The 22,069-nt window shown below is 70.1% G+C and carries 26 protein-coding genes; 16 read left to right on the plus strand and 10 right to left on the minus strand.

Annotation, left to right across the window (positions count from 1 at the left end; genetic code table 11):
* Positions 1-52 precede the first annotated feature (52 nt).
* Positions 53-781 (plus strand): glutamine amidotransferase, encoded by a 729-nt coding sequence (locus P3T39_RS09260; protein ID WP_280696902.1) that lies wholly within the window; start codon positions 53-55, stop codon positions 779-781.
* Between the two features lie 338 nt (positions 782-1,119).
* Positions 1,120-2,145, plus strand: a complete 1,026-nt coding sequence (locus tag P3T39_RS09265; RefSeq protein WP_280696903.1) for a 6-phosphofructokinase — start codon at positions 1,120-1,122, stop codon at positions 2,143-2,145.
* Positions 2,146-2,326: 181 nt separating this feature from the next.
* Here P3T39_RS09265 and P3T39_RS09270 read toward each other — a convergent pair whose 3' ends face one another.
* Both P3T39_RS09270 and P3T39_RS09275 read right to left on the minus strand, forming a co-directional pair.
* A complete protein-coding gene (locus tag P3T39_RS09270) occupies positions 2,327-3,187 on the minus strand; it encodes an ABC transporter permease (RefSeq protein ID WP_280696904.1) in 861 nt (286 codons plus the stop codon).
* Positions 3,184-4,104, minus strand: a complete 921-nt coding sequence (locus tag P3T39_RS09275) for an ATP-binding cassette domain-containing protein (RefSeq protein ID WP_280696905.1) — start codon at positions 4,102-4,104, stop codon at positions 3,184-3,186. Before P3T39_RS09275 ends, P3T39_RS09270 begins: the two co-directional genes overlap by 4 nt.
* Before the next feature lie 131 nt (positions 4,105-4,235).
* Between P3T39_RS09275 and P3T39_RS09280 the strand changes: the two genes are divergently transcribed.
* From P3T39_RS09280 to P3T39_RS09305, 6 genes are all read left to right on the plus strand, one after another.
* Positions 4,236-5,393: a sensor histidine kinase gene (locus P3T39_RS09280; protein ID WP_280696906.1), complete on the plus strand. Its 1,158-nt coding sequence runs from the start codon at positions 4,236-4,238 to the stop codon at positions 5,391-5,393.
* Positions 5,390-6,052, plus strand: coding sequence for a response regulator transcription factor (locus P3T39_RS09285; protein ID WP_280696907.1), 663 nt, complete (start codon positions 5,390-5,392; stop codon positions 6,050-6,052). Before P3T39_RS09280 ends, P3T39_RS09285 begins: the two co-directional genes overlap by 4 nt.
* Before the next feature lie 153 nt (positions 6,053-6,205).
* A complete protein-coding gene (locus P3T39_RS09290) occupies positions 6,206-6,583 on the plus strand; it encodes a hypothetical protein (RefSeq protein WP_280696908.1) in 378 nt (125 codons plus the stop codon).
* A complete protein-coding gene (locus tag P3T39_RS09295; protein ID WP_280696909.1) occupies positions 6,568-7,194 on the plus strand; it encodes an FG-GAP repeat protein in 627 nt (208 codons plus the stop codon). Before P3T39_RS09290 ends, P3T39_RS09295 begins: the two co-directional genes overlap by 16 nt.
* A 353-nt stretch (positions 7,195-7,547) precedes the next feature.
* Positions 7,548-8,519, plus strand: a complete 972-nt coding sequence (locus P3T39_RS09300; protein ID WP_280697077.1) for a cytochrome c oxidase assembly protein — start codon at positions 7,548-7,550, stop codon at positions 8,517-8,519.
* A 178-nt stretch (positions 8,520-8,697) separates the two neighbouring features.
* Positions 8,698-9,042: a VOC family protein gene (locus P3T39_RS09305; RefSeq protein ID WP_280696910.1), complete on the plus strand. Its 345-nt coding sequence runs from the start codon at positions 8,698-8,700 to the stop codon at positions 9,040-9,042.
* A gap of 40 nt (positions 9,043-9,082) precedes the next feature.
* Here the strand turns inward: P3T39_RS09305 and P3T39_RS09310 are convergent, their stop codons facing one another.
* Positions 9,083-9,298, minus strand: a complete 216-nt coding sequence (locus P3T39_RS09310) for a TetR/AcrR family transcriptional regulator C-terminal domain-containing protein (RefSeq protein WP_280696911.1) — start codon at positions 9,296-9,298, stop codon at positions 9,083-9,085.
* Positions 9,299-9,419: 121 nt separating this feature from the next.
* Between P3T39_RS09310 and P3T39_RS09315 the strand changes: the two genes are divergently transcribed.
* From P3T39_RS09315 to P3T39_RS09325, 3 genes are all read left to right on the plus strand, one after another.
* Positions 9,420-10,190 carry a class I SAM-dependent methyltransferase gene (locus tag P3T39_RS09315; protein ID WP_280696912.1) on the plus strand — a complete coding sequence of 257 codons (771 nt, stop codon included), beginning with the start codon at positions 9,420-9,422 and terminating at the stop codon, positions 10,188-10,190.
* Between the two features lie 67 nt (positions 10,191-10,257).
* Entirely contained in the window at positions 10,258-10,827 is a 570-nt protein-coding gene (locus P3T39_RS09320) for a TetR/AcrR family transcriptional regulator (protein WP_280696913.1), read from the plus strand.
* A gap of 99 nt (positions 10,828-10,926) precedes the next feature.
* Positions 10,927-11,979 carry an SDR family oxidoreductase gene (locus P3T39_RS09325; RefSeq protein WP_280696914.1) on the plus strand — a complete coding sequence of 351 codons (1,053 nt, stop codon included), beginning with the start codon at positions 10,927-10,929 and terminating at the stop codon, positions 11,977-11,979.
* A 187-nt stretch (positions 11,980-12,166) separates the two neighbouring features.
* Here the strand turns inward: P3T39_RS09325 and tgmC are convergent, their stop codons facing one another.
* The 6 genes from tgmC to P3T39_RS09355 all read right to left on the minus strand — a co-directional run bounded on the left by tgmC (position 12,167) and on the right by P3T39_RS09355 (position 15,747).
* The gene (gene tgmC, locus P3T39_RS09330) at positions 12,167-13,309 is read right to left on the minus strand and encodes an ATP-grasp peptide maturase system methyltransferase (protein WP_280696915.1); all 1,143 of its coding nucleotides are present in this window, start codon (positions 13,307-13,309) and stop codon (positions 12,167-12,169) included.
* A complete protein-coding gene (gene tgmB / locus P3T39_RS09335) occupies positions 13,306-14,277 on the minus strand; it encodes an ATP-grasp ribosomal peptide maturase (protein ID WP_280696916.1) in 972 nt (323 codons plus the stop codon). Before tgmB ends, tgmC begins: the two co-directional genes overlap by 4 nt.
* Position 14,278: 1 nt before the next feature.
* Positions 14,279-14,557: a putative ATP-grasp-modified RiPP gene (locus tag P3T39_RS09340; protein WP_280696917.1), complete on the minus strand. Its 279-nt coding sequence runs from the start codon at positions 14,555-14,557 to the stop codon at positions 14,279-14,281.
* A gap of 145 nt (positions 14,558-14,702) precedes the next feature.
* Positions 14,703-15,167, minus strand: a complete 465-nt coding sequence (locus P3T39_RS09345) for an NUDIX domain-containing protein (RefSeq protein ID WP_280696918.1) — start codon at positions 15,165-15,167, stop codon at positions 14,703-14,705.
* A 222-nt stretch (positions 15,168-15,389) separates the two neighbouring features.
* The gene (locus tag P3T39_RS09350; RefSeq protein WP_280696919.1) at positions 15,390-15,566 is read right to left on the minus strand and encodes a hypothetical protein; all 177 of its coding nucleotides are present in this window, start codon (positions 15,564-15,566) and stop codon (positions 15,390-15,392) included.
* Positions 15,567-15,603: 37 nt separating this feature from the next.
* The gene (locus tag P3T39_RS09355) at positions 15,604-15,747 is read right to left on the minus strand and encodes a hypothetical protein (RefSeq protein WP_280696920.1); all 144 of its coding nucleotides are present in this window, start codon (positions 15,745-15,747) and stop codon (positions 15,604-15,606) included.
* Positions 15,748-15,984: 237 nt separating this feature from the next.
* On the opposite strand from P3T39_RS09355, the gene P3T39_RS09360 reads away from it, so the two are divergent.
* From P3T39_RS09360 to P3T39_RS09375, 4 genes are all read left to right on the plus strand, one after another.
* The gene (locus tag P3T39_RS09360) at positions 15,985-16,842 is read left to right on the plus strand and encodes a helix-turn-helix transcriptional regulator (protein WP_280696921.1); all 858 of its coding nucleotides are present in this window, start codon (positions 15,985-15,987) and stop codon (positions 16,840-16,842) included.
* Positions 16,835-17,038, plus strand: a complete 204-nt coding sequence (locus P3T39_RS09365) for a DUF397 domain-containing protein (protein ID WP_280696922.1) — start codon at positions 16,835-16,837, stop codon at positions 17,036-17,038. The genes P3T39_RS09360 and P3T39_RS09365 overlap by 8 nt, the downstream gene beginning before the upstream one ends.
* 608 nt (positions 17,039-17,646) lie before the next feature.
* On the plus strand, positions 17,647-18,657 hold the full coding sequence (gene sph / locus P3T39_RS09370) for a sphingomyelin phosphodiesterase (protein ID WP_280696923.1): 1,011 nt from the start codon (positions 17,647-17,649) through the stop codon (positions 18,655-18,657).
* A gap of 129 nt (positions 18,658-18,786) precedes the next feature.
* A complete protein-coding gene (locus P3T39_RS09375; protein ID WP_280696924.1) occupies positions 18,787-18,963 on the plus strand; it encodes a DUF1508 domain-containing protein in 177 nt (58 codons plus the stop codon).
* A gap of 84 nt (positions 18,964-19,047) precedes the next feature.
* Here the strand turns inward: P3T39_RS09375 and P3T39_RS09380 are convergent, their stop codons facing one another.
* The gene (locus tag P3T39_RS09380; protein WP_280696925.1) at positions 19,048-20,673 is read right to left on the minus strand and encodes an FAD-dependent monooxygenase; all 1,626 of its coding nucleotides are present in this window, start codon (positions 20,671-20,673) and stop codon (positions 19,048-19,050) included.
* 248 nt (positions 20,674-20,921) lie between these two features.
* Here P3T39_RS09380 and P3T39_RS09385 point away from each other — a divergent pair, with 248 nt between their 5' ends.
* Positions 20,922-22,031, plus strand: coding sequence for a SchA/CurD-like domain-containing protein (locus P3T39_RS09385; protein ID WP_280696926.1), 1,110 nt, complete (start codon positions 20,922-20,924; stop codon positions 22,029-22,031).
* Positions 22,032-22,069 lie beyond the last annotated feature (38 nt).

Below are 22,069 nucleotides of genomic sequence, written 5' to 3' on the forward strand. Positions count from 1 at the left end.
GCAGTACGAACCGCAGCAGCCTGCGCCGCAGCAGTACGGAAGGTCTTCCCGGATGAGTGACAGCAGCCTGCGTCTGGTGTGGGTCTACCCCGACCTGCTCAGCACCTACGGCGACCGGGGCAACGCCCTGGTCGTGGAGCGCCGGGCCCGCCAGCGCGGGCTCGGGGTGCAGCGCATCGACGTCCGCTCCGACCAGGCCGTGCCGACCAGCGGCGACATCTACCTGATCGGCGGCGGCGAGGACCGTCCGCAGCGGCTCGCGGCCGAGCGCCTGCGGAACGACTCGGGCCTCGTCCGGGCCGCGGAGAACGGCGCGATCATCCTCGCGGTCTGCGCCGGGTACCAGATCCTCGGCCACGAGTTCGTCAACGACCTCGGCGAGCGCGAGCCCGGTCTCGGCCTGCTCGATGTCTGGACCACCCGGGGCGAGGGCGCCCGCTGCGTCGGCGACGTGCTCGCCGAGGTGGACCCGCGCCTCGGTCTGCCGCAGCTGACCGGCTTCGAGAACCACCAGGGTGTCACCCACCTCGGCCAGGGCGTCTCGCCGTTCGCGAACGTCCAGGTCGGCCGGGGCAACGGCACCGGGGACGGCACCGAGGGCGCCTGGCGGGACACCGTCTTCGGCACCTACCTGCACGGCCCGGTGATGGCCCGCAACCCCGCCGTCGCCGACATGCTGATCAAGCTGGCGCTGGACGTGAACGCACTGCCGCCGGCCGACACCACCTGGTACGACGCGCTGCGCGCCGAGCGGATCGCCGCGACCCGCCAGCCCGCCTGATCTCCTCGTGGAGAGACGCCATGACCGGCGCTTGGGCATCCACCTGACCGGATAGCGGTCGGCCGATGCCCAAGCGCCTCCACATGTACGACAATGCAGCCGTACGACAACGCAGCCGTACGACATTCGGCTGCACGACAACAGTCCTCTGGGCGCACACCCTCCTCGGCGTCCAGTGCAGTTCCGCGCGGGTGCGCCGACGGCGCCGCTCCCGCGTCGGCGCCTGCCCGGCCGGACGCAGGAGCCGTATGCTGCTCTCTGACCTGATTCGATCACCCGTGTCCGATTCGGGTGGGTGGTAGTCCGGCCGTCCGGTTCTGCTCGGGAGTTGCAAAGCGATGCGTATTGGTGTGCTGACCAGCGGCGGTGACTGCCCCGGCCTGAACGCCGTGATCCGTTCCGTGGTCCACCGGGGGGTGGTCGACCACGGCGACGAGATCGTCGGGTTCCAGGACGGCTGGCGCGGGCTCCTGGAGGGTGTCCACCGGCCCCTGACCCTCGACTCGGTGAGCGGCATCCTGGCTCAGGGCGGCACCATCCTGGGCTCCTCGCGCGTTCAGCCGAGCCACCTGCGGGATGGCGTCGAACGTGCCAAGAGGCACTGCCAGGACCTCGGCATCGACGCGATCATCCCGATCGGCGGCGAGGGCACCCTCAAGGCCGCCAAGCTGATGAGCGACGCGGGCCTGCCGGTGGTCGGCGTCCCCAAGACCATCGACAACGACATCGCCTGCACCGATGTCACCTTCGGCTTCGACACCGCCGTCTCGGTCGCCACCGAAGCCCTCGACCGGCTGAAGACCACCGCCGAGTCGCACCAGCGCGTCATGGTGGTCGAGGTGATGGGCCGCCACACCGGCTGGATCGCGCTCAACGCCGGTATGGCCGCCGGTGCGCACGCGATCGTGGTCCCGGAGCGCCCGTTCCACATCGACAAGCTGACCGAGGTGGTCCGCGAGCGCTTCGACCGGCAGAAGAAGTTCGCCATCGTGGTCTGCGCCGAGGGCGCCAAGCCCGAGCCCGGCACCATGCACTGGGAAGAGGGCAGCAAGGACATCTACGGCCACGAGCGCTTCACCGGCATCGCCACCCAGCTCTCCCGCGAGCTGGAGCACCGCCTCGGCAAGGAGGCCCGCCCGGTGATCCTCGGCCACACCCAGCGCGGCGGCACCCCCACGGCGTACGACCGGGTGCTCGCCACCCGCTTCGGCTGGCACGCCGTGGAGGCCGCCCACAAGGGCGCCTTCGGCCACATCACCGCTCTCCAGGGCACCGAGATCAAGCTGGTCCCGCTGGCGGACGCGGTCGCCGAGCTGAAGACCGTCCCGGCCGAGCGCTACGTCGAGGCCGAGACCGTCATCTGACCTCCGGTCCGACGTCCGACGGCCGGTCACCTTCTGCGAGAGTTCCGCGGAAGGTGACCGGCCGTCGGTCTGTGCGAGCTCGACCGCGGCGGCGCTGCGGATGGTGTGCGAAGCTGCGAGGGACCTTTCCGGGCCCCGCTCGTGCAGGGGCGTGGCCTGCCCGCCACCACCGGAGGCCGGTTCACACGTCGCGGCGCCGTACGACGACCAGCGCGAGGACGATCGCGACGAACGGCCAGAGCGCGAGCACGATCCAGGATCCGGGGACCGTGGCCGTGTACCCCAGCCTGTCGGGCCCCGGCTCCCAGTACTCCAGCAGGCGCTTCCAGGCGGTGACCACCATCATGTGGTTGACGTCGGCGGACCAGCGCTTGGAGTCCGAGAACATCGGCTGCAGCATCAGCAGGGTGAAGGCGGTGGTGGTCATGGTGGCCGCGCTGTGCCGGATCAGGACACCCAGGCCCACGCCGATCACCGCGCAGACCGGGGCCAGCAGCGCGGACGCCACGACGGCCCGCAGCACGCCGTGCTGGCTGAACGAGACTCCGGCGTGCCGCCCGTTCAGAATGGCCTGCGAGACCGTGAACGAGCCGATCGAGATGACCGTGCCGACCACGGTCCAGACCGCGGCGACGACCGCCGCCTTGGCGAGCACCACCGAACCGCGTGCGGGCACCGCCACGGTGGTGGTGCGGATCAGCCCGCTGCCGTACTCGCTGACGACGGCGAGTGCACCGATGCTGCCGGCGACGAGCATCAGCGTCATGTAGCCGGCGGGCGAGTACGCGTCGAACACCAGGAACCCCTGGTCGGTCCGCGCGTCCGGGCTGATCTTCCCAATGTTGTAGTACTCCGCCAGCGACGCCGCCGCGGACGACCCGATGACGAAGAGCATGACGAAGGCGAGCGTCCACGGGGTGGAGCGCAGCGATCGCGTCTTGATCCACTCGGAGGCGAGCAAGTCGCCGAAGCGGGCCGGCGGCTCGGCGGCGGGCGCGGGCGCGGCCGCAGTGATGGGGGGAACGGAGGCGAGTGTGGTCATCGGGGTCGTCCTGCCAGGTATTCGACGCTGCCGGCGGTCAGTTCCATGAAGGCCTCCTCCAACGAGGCGCTGCGGGTGGTCAGTTCGTGCAGCAGGATCCGATGCTCGAAGGCGAGCGCCCCGATCCGGTCGGCTGGCAGCCCGGTCACGGCGAGCCGCTCGGCTCCGGCCGAACCCTCCGGCTCGACCGACGCGCCGGCCGCGGTGAGCAGCACAGTCAGCTCGGCGGCCTGCGGGGTGCCGACCACGACGCTGAGGCGGGTGCTGCGGGCCGCGAAGCTCCGCACCGACTCGGCGGCGATCAGCCGGCCCTGGCCGATGACGACGAGCTGGTCGGCGGTCTGCTCCATCTCCGACATCAGGTGGCTGGAGAGGAAGACCGTGCGGCCCTCGGCGGCCAGTCGGCGGAAGAGGTGGCGGACCCAGAGCACGCCCTCCGGGTCCATGCCGTTGATCGGTTCGTCGAACATCAGCACGGGTGGGTCGCCGAGCAGGGTGGTGGCGATGCCGAGCCGCTGCTTCATGCCGAGCGAGAACCCGCCGATCCGGCGGCGCGCCGCCTCGGTCAGGCCGACCTCTTGCAGCACCTCCTCCACCCGGCGCAGCGGGATGCCGTTGCTGCGGGCCAGCGCCGTCAGGTGGGCTGCGGCGGTCCGTCCGCCGTGGACGTGCCCCGCATCGAGCAGGGCGCCGACGTGCCGCAGGCCGCGCGGGTGGCTGGGGAACGGGACGCCGCTGACGGTGGCGGTGCCTCCGGTGGGCGTGTCCAGGCCGAGGATCATCCGCAGCGTGGTGGTCTTGCCGGCGCCGTTGGGTCCGAGGAACCCGGTGACCTGCCCGGGCTGGACGGTGAACGACAGCTGGTCGACGGCGGTCTTGCCGCCGTACATCTTGGTGAGTTCGTTGACTTCGATCACGGCCCCAACCCTGCCGGTCGGGCCCCGGCCGGGGCATTGGGCCGGGGGCGGCATTCGCGCGGGCCGGTTGGCCCTGGGACGTACGTCCGTGGGCCAATGTCCCGCGGGCGGCAGCCGGATAGTCTCGCGGGATGACGAAGACGAGGCTGATGACCTGGGGCGGGGGTGTGCTGTACCCCGTCATGCTGCTGCTGGTGGGCGTCGCGCCCCGCGCGTCCGGCGGCCTGCACGCCATCGGGACACTGTTCGCTTCCAGCCTGCTCATCGGGGTGCTGCGCCACAAGCCGCTACTGGCACTGGCGATGACGCTGCTCGGCTCCCTCGTCATGGTGCCGCTCAGCCTGGGCCAGAGTCCGATCCGGTTCGCCTCGTTCCTGGCGGTGGACCTCGTCCTGGGCCTCGTCGTCGCCACCCGGTCGCGGCGCGCCGCGACCGTCGCCGTCGCGCTGTCGTCCACGCTGCAGATCCTGACCATCGTCGGCTTCACGCACGGGCCGAACGGCTTGTTCGGCGGCGTGATCGCCTTCCTGGTGCTGGCCACCTCCTGCGTGATCGGCCTGCTGATCCGCGAGCGCCGCGAGCACGCGGTGGTCCTGCGCTCGCAGGAGGTGGCCGAGGCGGTGACGGCCGAACGACTAAGGATCGCCCGGGAGTTGCACGACATGGTCGCGCACAGCATCGGCATCATCGCCATCCAGGCCGGGGTGGGCAGCCGGGTCATCGAGACGCAGCCCGCGCAGGCCCGCGAGGCGCTGCGGGCCATCGAGTCCACCAGCCGGGAGACCCTGTCGGGCCTTCGGCGCACGCTGGTGGCGCTCCGTCAGGCCGACCCGGCCGCGGCCTCGGGGCAGGCACCGCTCGCCCCCGCGCCGGGTCTCGCGGACGTCGACCGGCTGGCGGCGGCGACCGCGGACGCAGGGGTCCGGGTCGAGGTGAGCTGGAGCGGGGAGCGGCGTCAACTCCCCGGCGACATCGACCTGTCCGCCTACCGTATCGTGCAGGAGGCGGTGACCAACGTGGTCCGCCACGCTGCCGTCGGGCACTGCCGGGTGGCCATCGAGTACGGGGACGAGGAGTTGTCCGTGGAGGTCGTCGACGACGGTCGCGGGATGCCGGGCACGGCGGGCTCGGGCTTCGGTATCACCGGTATGCGGGAGCGCGTCAGTCTGCTGAACGGCCGCTTCAGCGCCGGACCGCGCCCCGAGGGCGGCTTCCGGGTGGCGGCCAGACTACCGCTGCCCGAGCCTGTCGCGCCCGAGCGGGTCACGGGTGCGGCGGAGGTCCGATGAGCGTCCGTGTCGTGCTCGTCGACGACCAGCCGCTGGTGCGGTCCGGGCTGCGTGTGCTCATGGCCGACACCCCCGATCTGGACGTCGTCGGCGAGGCCGCGACGGGCGCCGAGGCGGTCCAACTGGTCAGGGACGTCGGCCCGGACGTGGTGGTGATGGACATCCGGATGCCCGGCATGGACGGGATCGAGGCCACGCGCCTGATCACGGCCGGTCCGGGGGCGACGCGTGTCCTGGTCCTGACCACCTTCGACGAGGACGACCACGTCTACGGCGCGCTCCGGGCCGGCGCCAGCGGATTCGCGGTCAAGGACATGGCGCTGGACGACATCCTCGCGGCGATCCGCGTGGTCGCCGCCGGTGACGCCCTGATCGCGCCGGGCGTGACGCGTCGTCTGATCGCGGACTTCGTCCAACGCCCCGGGCCTGCCCCGGAGCGCGCCCTGCGACCGGTCGAGGGCATCACCGAGCGGGAACAGGAAGTCCTGACCCTGGTCGGACTCGGCCGGTCGAACAGCGAGATCGCGGCCGAACTCTTCATCACGGTAGCCACCGCCAAGTCGCACGTGGCACGGCTGTTCACCAAGCTGGGCGCCCGGGACCGGGTGCAACTCGTGATCACCGCCTATGAGATGGGGCTGGTCACGACGCCCCGCTGAGCCCGTCCCCGGGCGAAGGGCGGAGCCCGGGATGTCGTGTCGGCCCCGGATCGTCCTGGCCGCCCCTTGGCTGATATGAACCCGTCCGCTGCCATTGACCATGCCGGAGAACCCGGCATAGCGTGCTCATGACAGAAGCGACAGGAGGTAAGCATGACCAGGAAGAAGACGACCCGTCTGATCCTCGGCATCGCAACCGCAGTCGGCACCGTCGCCCTGGGCGGCGCGGCTCAGGCCGCGACGCCGGGGTCTGCACAGTCGGGGGTGACCGAGCACGTGGTCTGGCAGGCGGGCCACGCGGGCGGGGTATCTCCCATGCATGTTCCGGCCCACGGTTTCAACACCTACTCCTATGACGGTACGTCCTGGCGCGCGACGGTGACCGTCGATTACGGCAGGACCGGAGCCTGGACCCACTGCAGCGACGGCACGGACATTCACGGACCGCTGCAGGGCCCCGGTTTCTGGGACTTCGGCGGGAGCTGCAGCGGCCACGGAACCATCACCCAGTACGGGTGGTACGACGGCTGATCGAATTCCCGACACACGAAGGGTGTCCCGGCGCATGCCGGGGCACCCTTCGCCTTTGGAGACCGGGCATCCGCGCGGAGGCGACGCAGCCGGCCCCGCTCGGCACCCGCAGAACACGGCCCTGCGACACGGCCCTGCGCGAGCGACAGCGCGAGCCGGACGGATCAGTCCAGGGCCGCTTCCATCCACTCGAATGCTCTTCCGTCCCTCCTGCCCCGCGGCGATGCCTGTACCCGTCGGCCGGGAACGCCCTGGTCGACGGACCGGAGCAAGCGTCAACAGACGCTTCCCCGCGCGATCTTGTCGCTCTTCCACTCTCCGCCCAAGGCAATAGGCAACGGACCCTGCGCCCACGGTGGCTAAGACAACGGCCTTACGACGACAGCTCCACCGGCAGCTGGAACCGGTCCAAGCTGGTCGCCGGTGACTTCGACGGCGACGGCAGGACCGACATCGGCGTCCGCTACGACTACGGCCAGAGCACCGACGGCGGCAACCGCACCGGCCTGTGGAAGTTCACCAGCAACGGCAGCGGCTTCAACGACCCGGCCATGACCTCGGACAGCAAGAACTCCGGCAGCTGGAACTGGCACCGGAGCGACCTCGCCTGACCCGCAGCAGCCACGGCCGGCCCGCGAACGACCTCGCGGGCCGGCCGGGCCCCGAGGATCGGCCGGGCGGGGCCCGGCTCCGGCCCTGCCGAGGTGCTGCGGTGGCTCAGCCGCCGAAGAGCTCGCCCGGACGGCACCATGATCCGGGTCACATTCATTCCCGAACCGCTCCGGCTCGGCCACCCTCCGGCCGGGCCGCCGGAGCCGAGGAGCCGGGGTCGGCTGTGAGAAGGGCGTAAGGCACACCTAGGCTAGGGGCCGAAGAAATCGGACGAACCGGACCTCGATCAGGCCGGACCGGCCGGACGGACGACGGAAAGCAGGACGCGCCGATGGGCGACGGCATGGCAGGGATGCACCACCATCACGGGGGCATGGGCACGCTGGGACCGTTCACCCTCGACAACGTCCTGAGCTGGTCGCCGGACTGGCCCTTCCTGGTCGCCGGCCTGCTGGCGATCGCGCTGTACGGCGCGGGCGTGATCCGGCTGGCCCGGCGCGGCGACCGCTGGCCGATCGGGCGTACGGTCGCCTGGGTGGCCGGGGTCGGCACCATCCTGCTGATCACCAACACCGGGCTGAACGACTACGGCATGGTGCTGTTCAGCGCACACATGATCCAGCACATGGTGCTCTCCATGCTCTCCCCGATCCTGCTGCTGCTCGGCGGGCCGATCACGCTGGCGCTGCGTTCACTGCGCCCGGCCCGCAAGGGCAGCGGGCGGGGGCCGCGCGAACTGCTGGTGGCGCTGCTGCACAGCCGGTACGTCCGGGTGATCTCGCACCCCGCGTTCACCATCCCGCTCTTCATCGCCAGCCTCTACGGCCTGTACTTCACGCCGCTCTTCGACTACCTGATGCAGTACCGGATCGGGCACATCGCGATGATGGTGCACTTCCTGGCGGCCGGAATGCTCTTCTTCTGGCCGATCATGGGGGTGGACCCGGGTCCGCACCGGCCCGGCTTCGTGATGCGGATCATCGAGCTCTTCATGGGGATGCCGTTCCACGCCTTCTTCGGTGTGGCGGTGATGATGGCCAGTCACCCGCTGGTCACCACCTTCACCGCCCAGTCCGCGCCGTCCGGCACCGACCTGCTCACCGACCAGAAGCTCGCGGGTGGCATCACCTGGGCGTTCGGTGAGATCCCGACCGCGATCGTGCTGATCGCGCTCACTCTCCAGTGGGCCAAGTCGGAGGAGCGCCAGGCGCGTCGCCGCGACCGCGCCGCCGACCGGAACGGCGACGCCGAACTGGTCGCCTACAACGCCTACCTCGCCTCGCTCGACAAGCGCGGCAGCGGTCGGGTCGCCGACGCGAACTGAGCACGCCCCACCCTCGTACGCCCCGTCCCACGCTCTCCGGTGGGGCGGGGCTTCGTCGTCGTCGGCCCGCCGGCGAACTGCTCACCACCGCCGCCCATCCGGCCCCTGCAGTCCGGGCTACGGAGCCGATGACCGACACTGGGTCCGACTGTCACTCACCCGTGGAGGCCCACCCGCCATGCCTGCCCGTTTCAAGGACCTGTGCCTGGACGCCAACGACCATCAGGCCCTCGCCGACTGGTGGTGCGCCGCCATCGGGTACGTCCGCCGTCCGGGCTCGTTCGAACCGTCCTCGCCCATCCCGATCGAGGACCCGACGGGCGCGGCTCCGCTGATCTGGATCAACCCGGTGACGGAGCCGAAGGCCGTCAAGAACCGCGTGCACCTCGACGTCTTCGGCGACACCGCGGAGCTGCTCGCCCTCGGGGCCACACTGGTGCGCGAACGCGGCGGCGACATCGAGTGGGACATCCTCGCGGACATCGAGGGCAACGAGTTCTGCGTCTTCACTCCGACCGCCTGATCCTCCCCTTCGTGGGTGGACGCCCTGCGAGGCCCGTCCGTCAGGGCTTCTCGTCCAGCAGTACGGAGATGCCGTCGAGAAGGCGCTGCAGGCCGAACTCGAACAGCTCGTCGAGGTCGAAGTCGTACCCGACGGTGGCGAGCCGCTCGAACGTCGGGAAACGGCCACCGGACAGGATCGACGGGAGTGCCGGCTCGATGACCCGCTGGCCGGTGCGGAATCCGGTCGCCGCACAGTTCGCCGAGGCCGGGGACATCACCCTGCCCGACTACGGCCTCGCGACCGTGCCGTAACCACCGCGTCGCCACCTCCCTGGGCCGCAGGAGAGATCCAGGTATATCTTGATATCAAGATACTTTGCGGAGGGAGCGCGCACCATGCCCATCGACTTCCACAGCGAGGTCAACCGCCTCACCTACACTCAGCGCCGGGCCGGATCGGAGTGGGCCGAGGCGATCCGATCCGTCCTGGCACCCGAGGGGCTGCGGGTGGCCGACGTCGGGTGCGGGGGCGGCGTGTACTGCATGGGGTGGCTCGACCTCGGAGCCGCCTCCGTTGTCGGGGTGGACTTCTCGGCGGCGATGATCTCGGCGGCGCGCGAGCATTGCGCGGGCCGGGACGGGCTGACCTTCCGTCATGGGTCGGCGTACGAGACCGGCTTGGCGGACGGCAGCGCGGACGTCGTCTTCGAGCGGGCGCTCGTGCACCACCTGGACGATCTGGAGGCGGCGTTCCGAGAGGCCGGGCGGGTACTCGCACACGGTGGGACGCTGATCGTGCAGGACCGGACGGTCGAGGATGTCCGCCGGCCCGGGTCCGAGGCCCATCTGCGCGGATGGTTCTTCGAGTGCTTCCCGTACCTGCTCGACGTGGAGGCGGCGCGTCGACCGTCGGCGGTGCGGGTAGAGGCGGCGATGCGGGCGGCCGGGTTCGGCGGCGTCCGAACGCTGGAGCTGGCCGAGACCCGGCGGGAGTACGCCGATCCCGAGGAGGTCAGGGCGGACCTGCTGGCCCGTACCGGCCGGTCGATCCTGCATGAGCTGACCGACGGCCAACTGACCGAACTGGCCGACTGCGTCACGGCACGCCTGCCGGAGGGGCCCGTCCGGGAGAGCGACCACTGGACGTGCTGGGCAGCCACCGTCTGAGACTCGGCCCGAGCCGAGGCCGAGATGGTCTCGACAGGAATATGTAGGTCGGTCTACTGTTTCCGTCATGGGAACCAAGGGCGAGGAGACCCGGGCCCGGCTGATCCAGGCCACCCGGGCACTGATGGAGGCGCAGGGATACTTCGGCACCGGCCTCAACCAGGTGCTGTCGGAGAGCGGTGCACCGCGCGGCTCGCTGTACTTCCACTTCCCGGCCGGGAAGGACCAACTGGTCGGCCAGGCGCTGACCGAGGCCGGCCAGGAGGTCGGCGCACTGATCGCCGGACTGACGGGCACGGAGAGGTCGCCCGGCGAGGTGGTGTGCGCACTGCTGGCGGCACTCGGGGACCGGATGGAGCGGTCCGACTGGGTGAAGGGCTGCCCCCTGGCGACGGTCGCCCTGGAGATCTCCGCCGGCAATGAGCCGCTGCGCCGGATCTGCGCCGACGCCTACTCCGGCTGGCAGGAGGCCCTGGCCTCGCTGCTGGTCGAGGCGGGGCGGGACCACGCCGGGGCCGAGGCGCTGGCCGGGGCCGCCCTCGCCCTGCTCGAAGGCGCGCTGCTGCTGGCCCGCGTCCATCGCAGCCGCACCCCACTGGACCAGGCGGCCCGCACCGTCGAGCTGCTGCTCGCCTGATCCGCCACCACTCGCCGAACGGAACCTGAGGCACACTCGCGATTCGGCTCCGGAAAATATATAGACCGGTCCACTCATTCGAATGGAGACTCACCACTGATGACCCCGCCCACCAGCCTGGTCCTCGGCGCCACCGGCTTCATCGGCCGCTGGCTCGCCCTCGAACTGCTCACCCAGGGCCACCCCGTGGCCGCCGGGTTGCGCGGTGGTGCTGCCCGGGACGGCGAACTCCGCCGCTGGCTGCGCCTGCACGGCGCCGACACCCGCGCGCTCACCACCGTCGCCATCGACCTCACCCGCCCCGGCCTCGGGCTCGCTCCGGACGACGAGCGCCACGTCTCCGGCGTCCGCGACGTGTTCAACCTCGCCGCCCTGTACCGCTTCGGCCTGAGCCGCGCCGAGGCCCGCGCCGCGAACGTCGAGGGCGCCGTGCACGCGCTCCGTTGGGCCGCCGAGCGGCCGGAACTCCGCCGCATGGTCCACCTCTCCGGCTACCGGGTCGGCCGTACGCCCTCCCCCGCCTTCCCGCTGCCCGCGCGCGAGGCCGACCGGCTCTACCGGAAGCTCGGCGCGTACGAGGCCTCCAAGGCCGAAGGCGACGCAGCCGTCCGGGTGCTGGCACTTGGGCTCGGCGTGCCGCTGACGGTGGTGAGTCCCAGCACGGTGATCGGGCACTCGGTGACCGGCGAGGCCGGTCAGTACGTCGGACTGGCTTCACTGGTGAAGCAGTTGGCCGAGGGGCAGCTGCCCGCACTGGCAGGCAGCAGGCGCACCTTCGTCCCGGTGGTGGCCATCGACTATCTCGCCCGCTTCCTGGCCGCCGTACCGACGCACGACGACGGAGCGGTCAGCACACACACCGTGCTGGACCCCGCCACGCCCGCACTGCCCGAGCTGATCGCGCTGCTCGCCCGGAACATGAGGGTCAATCGGCCCAGGTTGCTGGTCCCGGTCCGGCTGGTGCGACGACTGCCCCGGGCGCTGACCGGCGTCGAGGAGCCCGAAACGCTGTCCTTCCTCTCCACGGACCGGTACGACACGGCTTCCGCCGAACGGATCGCACTGGCCGCAGGGTTGGTGCATCCCCCGGTGGCCGAGCTGCTCTGCCGCTGGGCCGACCGGCTGCTCGCGGACGGGTTCACAGGCCCGTAGCTATTCAGTCGGGGGTGGATTCAATGTCGCCTTTGCGCACCGGTCGGCCGGCCACTACCAGGGCGGCGATTGGGATGCGTTTGATTTCGACCTCTCATGTGTCCTGCTGGGGCGGGACTTCGCTCCCCGTGCCGGCGCGGAGCCTGCGCGCCCGCGCGGAAGGCGGGGAAGGCGGGGAGTCTGTCGCTCAGACGGGGAGGTTCCAGCCGGGCCCGTCCTCGCTGCCGATCCAAACCCGCTGGCCCTGGTCGGTGATCGTGACCCCGAAACCCTCCTGATGCGGTGAGCCTGCCGCCTGCCACGCCTGAACCGCGTCCTCCACCCGATCCCAGAGCCGGAGCGGACCACGCTGGGTCACGGTCCATCCGCCGTCGGGGTTGGGCATGGTCCGGGCCTGCGAGCCGGTGGCCACGTCCGACAGGACCTGCTGCCCGCCTGCCCCTAGCCGTTCCGCAGAGGGAGCGGCGAGCTGAGCGACCCACCCGCCGGTCCAGTCCTCGATCAGGGCGGGGTCGATGCGGCTCTGTCGCTCGTCACCGGGCAGCAGGGCCAGGCTCTGTCGTGGCGGCCGGTCATGTGGGCGGGCAACCATGAAACTCGTGTACCCGGGTAGGAACCGCCCCGTAGCGGCACCAGGTTCAGTCACTGTGAGCAGTGCCAGCCCGAAGGCGAAGCTCCAGCCGGTGAGGGTGACGAGGATCTTCCCACCCGGCCTCACCTGGTACAGCCATGGCTGAGGTACGTAGCGGACCGAACACGTGGCCATCAGCCGGTCGTACGGGGCGCCGTCGGGGTGACCGGCGAGTCCATCGCCGACAACCAGGGTCGGGGCGTAGCCCGCCGCCTTGATTGCTGTCGCGGCCCGCTCGGCGACGGCCGGGTCCACCTCGATGCTGACAAGGTTCTCGTCCCCGAGGCGGTGTGCGCCGAGGGCTGTCGAGTAGCCGGTTCCGGTGCCGATCTCCAGGACACGTTGTCCGGCTTCGACTTCGAGCTGATGCCACATGCCGAGCACCAGTCCCGGCAGGGTGGACGACGACGACGGGGAACCCGTCACCGGGGCGCCGTCGGTGTCACTCGGCCGTGTGCTGCTGTCGAGCTGGGTGATCAGGGTCTGGTCGGCGTAGACGACTTCGAGCCATCCCGGCGAGTCACGGTACACGGCTTCGTAGCTGGTCGGGTTGCTGCCGGGCACCACCCGGAAGAACTCGCAGACGAACAGCTCACGGGGGACGGTTGCGGCTGCCTTCTGCCACCCGGGGTCCGTGAGTGTGCCGTTGGCGGTGAGCTGGTCGACCAGCGTGCTGCGGAATTCGGCTGATGTGGTCACGCGCAGGGACCTCTTTCCAGTTGATCGGCGATTGCATGGGCAACGGGTGTGGTGATCTCTGGTGGAAACCAAGCCCACTGGCCGTTTGGGTTGCACTCCAGGAACCACCATGCGCCGTCCGGGGTCACGGCGAAGTCGAATGCACCGAAGACCAGACCGAATGCCTCGCAGTAGTCGGCCACGGCGTCGGCGACCGACACAGGTACGTCGATCGGTGCGTACGTGAGCCGGTCCTGCCGTCGTCGCCAGTCGAGTTCAGGCCCGTCGATCCGGGCGGCGAACAGGTGCCGTCCCACGGCCGTGAGCCGGACGTCGAACGCCTTGGGAATCCTTGCCTGAAACAGGTGCGGGCAGACGGCCACGGCGTCTGTGATCTCGTCCGGGTCCACCTCACGGACCCAGACCTGTTGGGCACCCCCGGTGTCGTCCCGGTAGGCGCTGTTCCAAATGGGCTTGTAGACCGCGCCGTCGGTCTGGTCGACACAGAACGCCCGTGCCTCACCAGGGTCCGTAGTGATGACCGTTTCCGGGACGAGGAAACCGGATTGCTGCGCGGTTGCGAGTTGAGCGGGCTTGTATTCCCCGTCTCGCACCCGCCAGGGATGGTTGACGTAGTGCGCTCCGGGCAGGGCGGCCAGTATGCCGCCAACACCCCAGAACTCCTGAGCGGCAGCGAACTTGGCGTCCTGCCCTCCCAACCCGGGCGGCCCGGCGTACGCGGTTGGCCTCCGGTACCAGACGGAGCGAACCCGATTAAGGTCCAGTTCGCGGCTCTCGGTGCGCAAGATGCCCCGCTGACCTTCCGATCCGTACAGGGAGGTCAACGAGGCACCACCGTGCAACTCGACACCGGGATCCGCGCGGACGGCCGGGACTCGGCGCTCGGCCAGGATGCGCAGCACCACGTCGGCTGTCACGTCGTACGGGTTGGTCAGGACCAGTACGGCCCCGTGTCGATCACCGGTCATCTCAGCCTGTGCCCTGGTCCTGGTCGTTGGCGGGCATGCTGTCGATATCGGTCGGCGCGCTCTGTCCGCCGCTCTGTCCGTCACCACCGCCGGTGGAGGTCGGGGTGCTGGTGTTGGTGCTGGTCCCGTGGGCGCCCATCTCGACCCTACGGCCCTGGTCGTCGATGTAGATGGCAACCTGGGTTTCGGGGTCGATCACAGCCGTGTAGGCGGGGATAGGGTCGGCGGTGACGAACGGCCCCATCCGGGTTGTGCCCCACGGGGGTTCGATGAAGGTCATCTATGTGCCTCCTGCTCGTGGTGCGGTCGCTGGGAGGACTCTCCTCTCAGCGGTGGTGCTCTCAAGGCCCGCCCCGGGCGGAATGGACCTCAACCACGGCCCGGGGCGGGAGTTCGAGTAACCGTCAGGCCGTAATGGCGTGGCCTTAGACGTGGTAGACGGACGCCGACGGGTCTTCGAGGCGCAGCAGGGCTAACCAGATAAGTCGGATCTGGAAGTCCTCGCACCGGTCGGGAATGTCGTCCGGGTGCACCCATGCGATCTCGCTGATCTCACGGAGCACCTTGGGCGGGATCGTGGCTGAGGCGGCGACCTCGTCGGAGACCCGGGCGAAGAACACATGGTTCAGGCCCGGCACCGAGTCCTTACGGGGCATCCAGTCCACCACCAGGGCATCGCCGAACCTAAGGTCGAGCCTGGCCTCCTCCCGCACTTCCCGGGCGGCGGCAAGGTGGGGTGGCTCGTCCTTACGGGCCGCGTCACCGGGCAGGATCCAGCCGCGCCGGCAGTCGGGTTTAACCAGCAGTACCAAGCCATCGGGGCGGATGATGAGTGCCTGGCACCCCATCCGGATCCGGTCGTGCTCGTCAGGGGCGATGTCGGAGTGCATCAGCCATCCTTCGTTCTGGTGGATGGTGCCCCGCACATCCGGAACCACGATGGTGATGCGCGGGGCGGCCTGCCCGGGAGGACAGGCGTCCAGGGGTCGGCCGCGACAGCGACCGGGCCGGTCTATGTGGAGGCGCAGCCGGAGGCTGACAGGGCGTCGGCGGGAGCCAGCGGAGTTCCCTGATCAGCTCGAACGGGTCCGGGACCGGCTCCAGCTCGTCCATCACGCCATCACCGCCTTAGTCCGACGCTGCACCAGCCGCCCGACCACCTGAAGGACCGGGATATCCAAGTGCCGTTCCGCATAGGCGGTCGGGAGCGTGTAGCCGAACCAGCGGCACTGCGGGCACTGCCAGCCCCGCGTACCGTCGTCGGCTGCGTCGCCGTCCCACTCGATCACGGACCCGCAGAGCCTCCATGGGCACATCGGCGGTTCCTCAGCAGCCATCGGACGCAGGTCTCTCCGCCAGCGCTCCGCGCCGGATGACCTCCGCCAGCTGCTCGACCACGTCGGGGCGAGCCCTCCCGAGGTCGACCAGGATGGGGCTGGAGAAGCTGGCGGTCTGCCAGTCGACGGCCACGGATGGGAGTGTGATACCTGCGAGTGCCAGAGCGCCGGCCAGATCGTCAACTGCCGCCACAGCATCGCGCCGTGGCCCCTGGGTCATCCGCGTGACCAGTGAAGTCCTCGGCGGCGGGTGGACGGCGACAGACATGGGAGTACTCCGATCAGATGGGAGGCACTGCTTCGTTCCTCACGTTCTGTGGTAACAGCGTGGCGCTCCGGCGCTACGATCGGAAGTAGTTCAATTCGCCACTTGACACAGGTTCAATTGGAGATGATCTTGAACCGTCGGACACTTGATCCATCGTCATCACCACTGGCAGCGCTTGGTGTTCAGCTGCGGCGGTCGCGCGAGGCGAAGGATCTGACGCAGATAGAGCTAGGCGCATTGATCCAGTACTCGGGGGCGTACATCTCCAGCGTGGAACGCGCCCAGCGCCCCCCGAGCCACAAGTTCGTCACCAAGACCGACGAAGCCCTCAAGACCGGTGGAACGCTTGAACTGCTCTGGTTGAGCTACACAAAGGGCTCCCTGATCGAGGGATTCCCGGAGTACAGCACCAGGGAACGTGAGGCCATCGCCATAAGGCTGTTCGAGATCGACATGATTCCCGGGATCTTGCAGACAGTCGAGTTCGCCACGGCATACGAATTCGCAGCCGTGCGGCGCGGCGACGCCACCCAGGAGCAGGCAAACGAACGGCTCAGCTTCCTTGCCGTCCGTCAGCGCCTGCTGAACCAGGTGCCGACCATCCACGCTGTCTTGGACGAGAGCTGCCTCCTCCGCCCGATTGGCGGTCATGACGTGATGGCGCAACAACTCGGCCACCTTGAACAGCTGAGCCAGCAACCGAACATGGTCATCCAGGTAGCCCCCTTCTCGCTGAGGGAGGAGCGCCCGCTCTCACACCCCGTAGTCCTACTGACTCTGCCGAACCGTTCGATGGTGAGCTACACGGAGACCCTCCATCGCGGCTACCTGGAGCGAGATGCGGAGACAGTCGCCAAGTGGGCCAGGGGCTACGATCGGCTACAGGCTGAAGCGTCGAACCGGGCCGAAAGCCTGGCCATGATCCGCAAGGTACGGAAGGAACTCGAAAGCCATGGTTGACCTGACCGGCGCCCCCTGGCGCAAAAGCAGCTACAGCAACGGGCAGGGAGGCTGCATTGAGGTCGCCGACGGGTACCCCGGCGTCATGCCGGTGCGGGACTCGAAGGACCCGGAGGGCCCGGCCTTGATCTTCCCCCTCGCCGAGTTCACAGCGTTCGTATCGGCCGTCAAGGATGGCGAGTTCGGCACCGTCTGACGCCGTCGCAGCACCCCACCCACGACCCCGTCACAACTCTTGCGTCGGGGTCGATCCCTTCACAGCAGGATTCCCGCACACGCCAGCGCAACATCGCGCAGACGGGCGTCCAGGGCCTTCGACCCGCCCGTCCTCGCGGTCGCGGGTCGTCGCGACCGGCGACATCATCCGCGTCAACCGGTCGCGGACGAGGGCAGCCGCAGAGTGGACGACGTCCGCCAGAGCCGTCGCCAGTGCGACCCGGAGAGCCTTCTCCGACGATCCACGGAGCAACCACTTTTCCCCACCAGCGGGGCAAACTCGGCAACGCCGAGCGTCAGGCGCCGGTCGAGACGACTCACGCGAGCCAACAGGACGTCTGCTGTCGCGCGTTCGGGAATTGCGGCCCCCTTCACCGGCCTCCGGAGGGGGGTTGCGGCCGAACCGGCCGAAGCCGTGCCGGAGGCACCGGCGGCTCCGAGTACCTGAGGGTAGGTCACGTTTTGGGACGAGTTCACCTGATGATCGCTCAAGGTCTTGAAGCGTGCGGCCGGAGCCGCGTTGACTGCACAGCACCTCGTCGCCCGACGAGGTGCCGCCGATCGGCACGACTCTCCCCCGGAGCCCGGATGCCCTCCTCACCCGCCCGCCGTACCTCGTCCCTCACAGCCGCAGCCTGCGCGGCGGCGGTCCTGGCCGGCCCGCTGGTCACCGCGCCCGCCGCCCAGGCGGTACCGCTGATACCGGCCGAGAGCGCCCCGGTCACTGCCCCGCCGCTGAACGTGCTCACCTACAACGTCTTCCTGATGAGCACCACCCTCTACCCCAACTGGGGCCAGGCGCACCGGGCCGACGCCATCGCCGCCTCCGACGTCTTCCAGGGGCACGACGTCGTGGTGCTCCAGGAGGCCTTCGACAACACCTCCTCCGACGCGCTGGTCGCCAAGGCCACTGCCGCATACCCCTACCACACCCCCGTCGTGGGCCGCTCGACCAGCGGCTGGGACGCCACCAACGGCAGCTACAGCTCCACGACTCCGGAGGACGGCGGCGTCGTGCTGCTCAGCAAGTGGCCGATCCTGCGCAAGGAGCAGTACGTCTACAAGGACGCGTGCGGCGCGGACTGGTGGTCGAACAAGGGCTTCGTCTACGCGGTGCTGGACGTCAACGGGCAGCGCACCCACGTCATCGGCACCCATCTGCAGTCCACCGACGGCGGGTGCGGCAGCGGCCGGCCGGCCGACGTGCGCGCGGCGCAGCTGACCGCGATGCGCTCGTTCATCGACTCCAAGCGGATCCCGACGAGCGAGCCCGTGGTGATCACCGGTGATCTCAACATCGACTCGCACGGCTCCGAGTACCCGGCGCTGCTGGCCAACGCCAATGTGGTGCCGGCCACCGCGCGCACCGGCTGGGCCGACTCCTTCGACACGGCGGACAACTCCATCGCCGCGTACCGCTACCCGAGCGACCCGAAGGAGGACGTGGACTATGTGCTCTACCGGGCCGACCACGCCCGCCCGCAGAGCTACACCAACAAGGTGGTCCGCTTCCACAGCGACCCGTGGACGGTGAGCAGTTGGGGCCGCAGCTACACCTACGGCGACCTCTCGGACCACTACCCGGTGGTCGGCGGCTGAGCAGCGGTGCCATCGGTGGCGGACGGCTGACCGGCCGTCATCCGGTCGCGGCGCTCGGGATGCGGTCGGCCTCGGGCTCGGCCTACGGTGCGCTGGTGGGGGGCGGTCCTACGAGAGGTGAACACTCCCATGCCAGCTAAGTTCGAGATCTACACCGACGAGTCGGGCGTGCACCGGTTCCGGCTCAAGGCGAGCAACGGCTCGGTCGTCGTCACCAGCGACGCGCACGAGAGCAAGGAATCGGTGCTGAAGAGCATCGAGTCGGTCAAGAAACTCGCGCCGTACGCCCAGATCCAGGAGGCGTAGGCGGCTTCGGTCTGGCCCGGCACCCGTGAGGGCCGGCTCCCGTCCTCGACGGGAGCCGGCCCTCACGCGTCGGCCGGCCTTCGGTCACAGGCGCAGCAGTTCGCCGAGCACGGTGCCCAGCACGCCCTCCGCATCGGCCACCGCTCGGGCGGAGCGCCAGGCGACGAAGCCGTCCGGCCGGATCAGGACCGCGCCGTCCTCGCCCGTGCCGTAGGCGGCGGCCCAGTCGGCGCCGGGCTCCGGGGCGAGGTCGTCCTCCGGAGCGGTGCCGATCCGGTAGCGGTCGAGCGGGATGTCCAGCCGCTCGGCCACTCGCCCTGCCGCCTGGTGCCAGGCGGACCCGCCGGCGCCGGTGAGCAGTACGAGGTGCTTCTCGAACAGGTCCACCGTGGAGAGCCGGACGCCCGCGCGACGCAGCCACAGGTGGGGCGCCCGCCCACCGGGTTCCCCGTCGGGCTGGAAGCGCTCGGGTACGGTCGGCGCGGTCGGATCGGTACCGAGCACGGCACCGCTGTTGTAGCGGTAGCCGAGAGCGACAGCCAGGACGTTGCTCTGCCGTCCGGTGCCGGGTACCGCGTCGTAGCCGGGGTGGCGGTGCTCGGCCGAGCGGGCCGAGGCGCGTTCGCTGGTGGCGTGGGCGACAGGCCGGCGCTCCTGCTGGTAGGTCTCCAGCAGTCCGGGACCCGCCCAGCCGCCGAGGACGGCGGCGAGTTTCCAGGCGAGGTTGTGGGCGTCCTGGATGCCGGTGTTGGAGCCGAAGGCGCCGGTCGGGGACATCTCGTGCGCGGAGTCACCGGCCAGGAAGACCCGTCCGGAGCAGTAGCGCTCGGCGACCCGTTCGGCGGCGCGCCAGGGGGCCTTCCCGGTGATCTCCACCTCCAGGTCGGGTACGCCGGTGGCGGTGCGGATGTGGGCGATGCAGCGCTCGTCGGTGAAGTCCTCCAGGGTCTCGCCCTCGTCGGGCCGCCAGGGGGCGTGGAAGACCCAGTTCTCGCGGTTGTCCACCGGTAGCAGCGCGCCGGGGCCTTCGGGGTTGGTCAGGTAGCAGGCGATGAAGAGCCGGTCGCCGACCACGTCGGCCAGCCGCTTGGCACGGAAGGTGATGCTGACGTTGTGGAAGAGGTCGCCGCGGCCGGTCTGGCCGATCCCCAGCCGCTCGCGGGCGGGGCTGCGCGGGCCGTCGGCGGCGACCAGGTAGTCCGCCCGGACGGTGCGCTCGGCGCCGCTGTCCCGGTCGCGCAGGAGAGCGGTCACCCCGTCGGCGTCCTGTTCGAAGGAGCGCAGTTCGGTGCTGAAGCAAAGGTCGCCGCCGAGTTCGCGGGCGCGGCGAAGCAGGACGGGCTCCAGGTCGTTCTGGCTGCACAGGCACCAGCCGCTGGGGCTGAACCTGGCCAGTGCGCCGCCCGGGTCGATCTCCCTGAACAGCCATTCCTGGTCGGCTCCGGTGAGGGTGCCGGCCTGCAGGATGCCGTGGTTGTCGGCGAGGACCGAGGCGGCGCTGCGGATCTCCTCCTCCACTCCGGCGACCCGGTAGAGCTCCATGGTGCGCAGGTTGTTGCCGCGCCCTCGCGGGTGGTGGGAGGTGGCGGCGTGTTTCTCGACCAGCTGGTGCCGGACACCGAGGCGGCCGAGGAAGAGTGAGGCGGACAGGCCCACCAGCGAGCCGCCCACGATCAGGACCGGAACGTGCTCGTCGGTCTTCGGTTTCATCGGTTGCTCCATGCAGTACGTGGTGCGGGACTCGTGATCCATCCCCCTTGGAGGAGCCGTCGGCGCGGGTTTCGCCCGGATGGCTCGCAGATCTCGCGCGGTTCCGTCCGGCACCTGACGATCGGACTCAGGCTTAGGCCCGCCCGCGCTCGTTCGATCACGGAGAGTCACATCGTGCGTCCGCGGGGCCGGTTGCCCGCCTCCTCAGGCCCGCCATCGCCCCCAACGCTCCAAGGAGAAAGTCGAAGATGATCACGCTGTCCGAACCCCAGGCGCAGCGCTCCACTCCGCAGGACTCGCGGCTTCGCGTGGTGCTGCTGCTGGACGTCCAGGACGGGGAGCAGGAGCGCTTCCTGGACGCCTACGAGCAGCTGCGCCACAACGTCGCATCCGTCCCCGGCCATGTCAGCGACCAGCTCTGCCAGTCGATCGAGAACCCCACGCAGTGGCTGATCACCAGCGAGTGGGAGAGCGCCCATCCGTTCCTGGAGTGGGTGGACAGCGCCTCGCACCGGGACATGGTCCGGCCGCTGCACGGCTGCGTCCGTGACACCAGGTCGCTGCGGTTCAGCATCATGCGCGAGACCTCGGTGACCGGTACCGCGGACAGCGGCGCCGCACCGCTCGCCACACGTCCGGGCAGCACGGACGGGATCATCCGGCATGCCCTCACCTTCACGGTGAAGCCGGGCACCGAGTCGAAGGTGGCTCGGATCCTGGCCGGCTACACCTCCCCGGCGGCGCAGGTGGACGAGACCACCCGCCTCGCCAGGACCTCGCTCTACATGCAGGGCAACCGGGTGGTGCGGGCGGTCGAGGTGGTCGGCGACCTGGTCGCGGCGCTGCGGCACGTGGCGCAGCAGCCGGAGGTCCGTGCGGTCGAGGAGGCCATCAACCCGTATCTGGAGGAGGCCCGCGACCTGGGCGATCCGCTGGCTGCGCGGGACTTCTTCATGCGCGCCGCGCTGCCGGCCGTCCACCACGCGGCCGTCCAGGGCGAGGTGCCCGCGAAGCTGTACCGGCACGCGCTGGGTTACCCCGTCCGCAGCGGCTGTGGTGCGGCGCTGGCCGAGCTGTTGCACCGTCAGGACGAGGCGGCGGTGGCCGACCCGGCCGGGCTGCTGGTGCGCAGCACGGTCTTCCAGCGGGAGGACATCGTGGTCCGGCAGATCGACCTCGCCGTCCCGCTCGCCGCGGCGCCGGCCGTGGCGCTCGGTGTCCAGGGCTCGCGGGCGTCGGCGGTACTGGCCCGGCTGGCCGACCTCGGCCCCGACCACGGCCTGCCCGGTGATGCGGCGGCGCAGCGGCTGCTCGCCAAGTGGGAGCTGGAGCTGGTCACCGACCGCAAGGCCCCCTGAGGCCATGACGCTCCGCCAGCCGCATCTCCCCTCGCACG

The sequence above is a fragment of the Kitasatospora sp. GP82 genome (genome assembly GCF_029892105.1).
Taxonomy (GTDB): domain Bacteria; phylum Actinomycetota; class Actinomycetes; order Streptomycetales; family Streptomycetaceae; genus Kitasatospora.

Excerpts from the sequence above, each read along its gene's own strand:
- sph (WP_280696923.1), top strand. The coding sequence starts at position 17,647 with ATGCCCTCCTCACCCGCCCGCCGTACCTCGTCCCTCACAGCCGCAGCC.
- P3T39_RS09305 (WP_280696910.1), top strand. The coding sequence starts at position 8,698 with ATGCCTGCCCGTTTCAAGGACCTGTGCCTGGACGCCAACGACCATCAG.
- P3T39_RS09290 (WP_280696908.1), top strand. The coding sequence starts at position 6,206 with ATGACCAGGAAGAAGACGACCCGTCTGATCCTCGGCATCGCAACCGCA.
- P3T39_RS09260 (WP_280696902.1), top strand. The coding sequence starts at position 53 with ATGAGTGACAGCAGCCTGCGTCTGGTGTGGGTCTACCCCGACCTGCTC.
- P3T39_RS09310 (WP_280696911.1), bottom strand. The coding sequence starts at position 9,298 with ATGTCCCCGGCCTCGGCGAACTGTGCGGCGACCGGATTCCGCACCGGC.
- P3T39_RS09300 (WP_280697077.1), top strand. The coding sequence starts at position 7,548 with ATGCACCACCATCACGGGGGCATGGGCACGCTGGGACCGTTCACCCTC.
- P3T39_RS09340 (WP_280696917.1), bottom strand. The coding sequence starts at position 14,557 with ATGACCTTCATCGAACCCCCGTGGGGCACAACCCGGATGGGGCCGTTC.
- P3T39_RS09320 (WP_280696913.1), top strand. The coding sequence starts at position 10,258 with ATGGGAACCAAGGGCGAGGAGACCCGGGCCCGGCTGATCCAGGCCACC.
- P3T39_RS09265 (WP_280696903.1), top strand. The coding sequence starts at position 1,120 with ATGCGTATTGGTGTGCTGACCAGCGGCGGTGACTGCCCCGGCCTGAAC.
- P3T39_RS09385 (WP_280696926.1), top strand. The coding sequence starts at position 20,922 with ATGATCACGCTGTCCGAACCCCAGGCGCAGCGCTCCACTCCGCAGGAC.
- P3T39_RS09280 (WP_280696906.1), top strand. The coding sequence starts at position 4,236 with ATGACGAAGACGAGGCTGATGACCTGGGGCGGGGGTGTGCTGTACCCC.
- tgmB (WP_280696916.1), bottom strand. The coding sequence starts at position 14,277 with ATGACCGGTGATCGACACGGGGCCGTACTGGTCCTGACCAACCCGTAC.
- P3T39_RS09325 (WP_280696914.1), top strand. The coding sequence starts at position 10,927 with ATGACCCCGCCCACCAGCCTGGTCCTCGGCGCCACCGGCTTCATCGGC.
- P3T39_RS09270 (WP_280696904.1), bottom strand. The coding sequence starts at position 3,187 with ATGACCACACTCGCCTCCGTTCCCCCCATCACTGCGGCCGCGCCCGCG.
- P3T39_RS09380 (WP_280696925.1), bottom strand. The coding sequence starts at position 20,673 with ATGAAACCGAAGACCGACGAGCACGTTCCGGTCCTGATCGTGGGCGGC.
- P3T39_RS09365 (WP_280696922.1), top strand. The coding sequence starts at position 16,835 with ATGGTTGACCTGACCGGCGCCCCCTGGCGCAAAAGCAGCTACAGCAAC.
- P3T39_RS09315 (WP_280696912.1), top strand. The coding sequence starts at position 9,420 with ATGCCCATCGACTTCCACAGCGAGGTCAACCGCCTCACCTACACTCAG.
- P3T39_RS09375 (WP_280696924.1), top strand. The coding sequence starts at position 18,787 with ATGCCAGCTAAGTTCGAGATCTACACCGACGAGTCGGGCGTGCACCGG.
- P3T39_RS09345 (WP_280696918.1), bottom strand. The coding sequence starts at position 15,167 with ATGCACTCCGACATCGCCCCTGACGAGCACGACCGGATCCGGATGGGG.
- P3T39_RS09285 (WP_280696907.1), top strand. The coding sequence starts at position 5,390 with ATGAGCGTCCGTGTCGTGCTCGTCGACGACCAGCCGCTGGTGCGGTCC.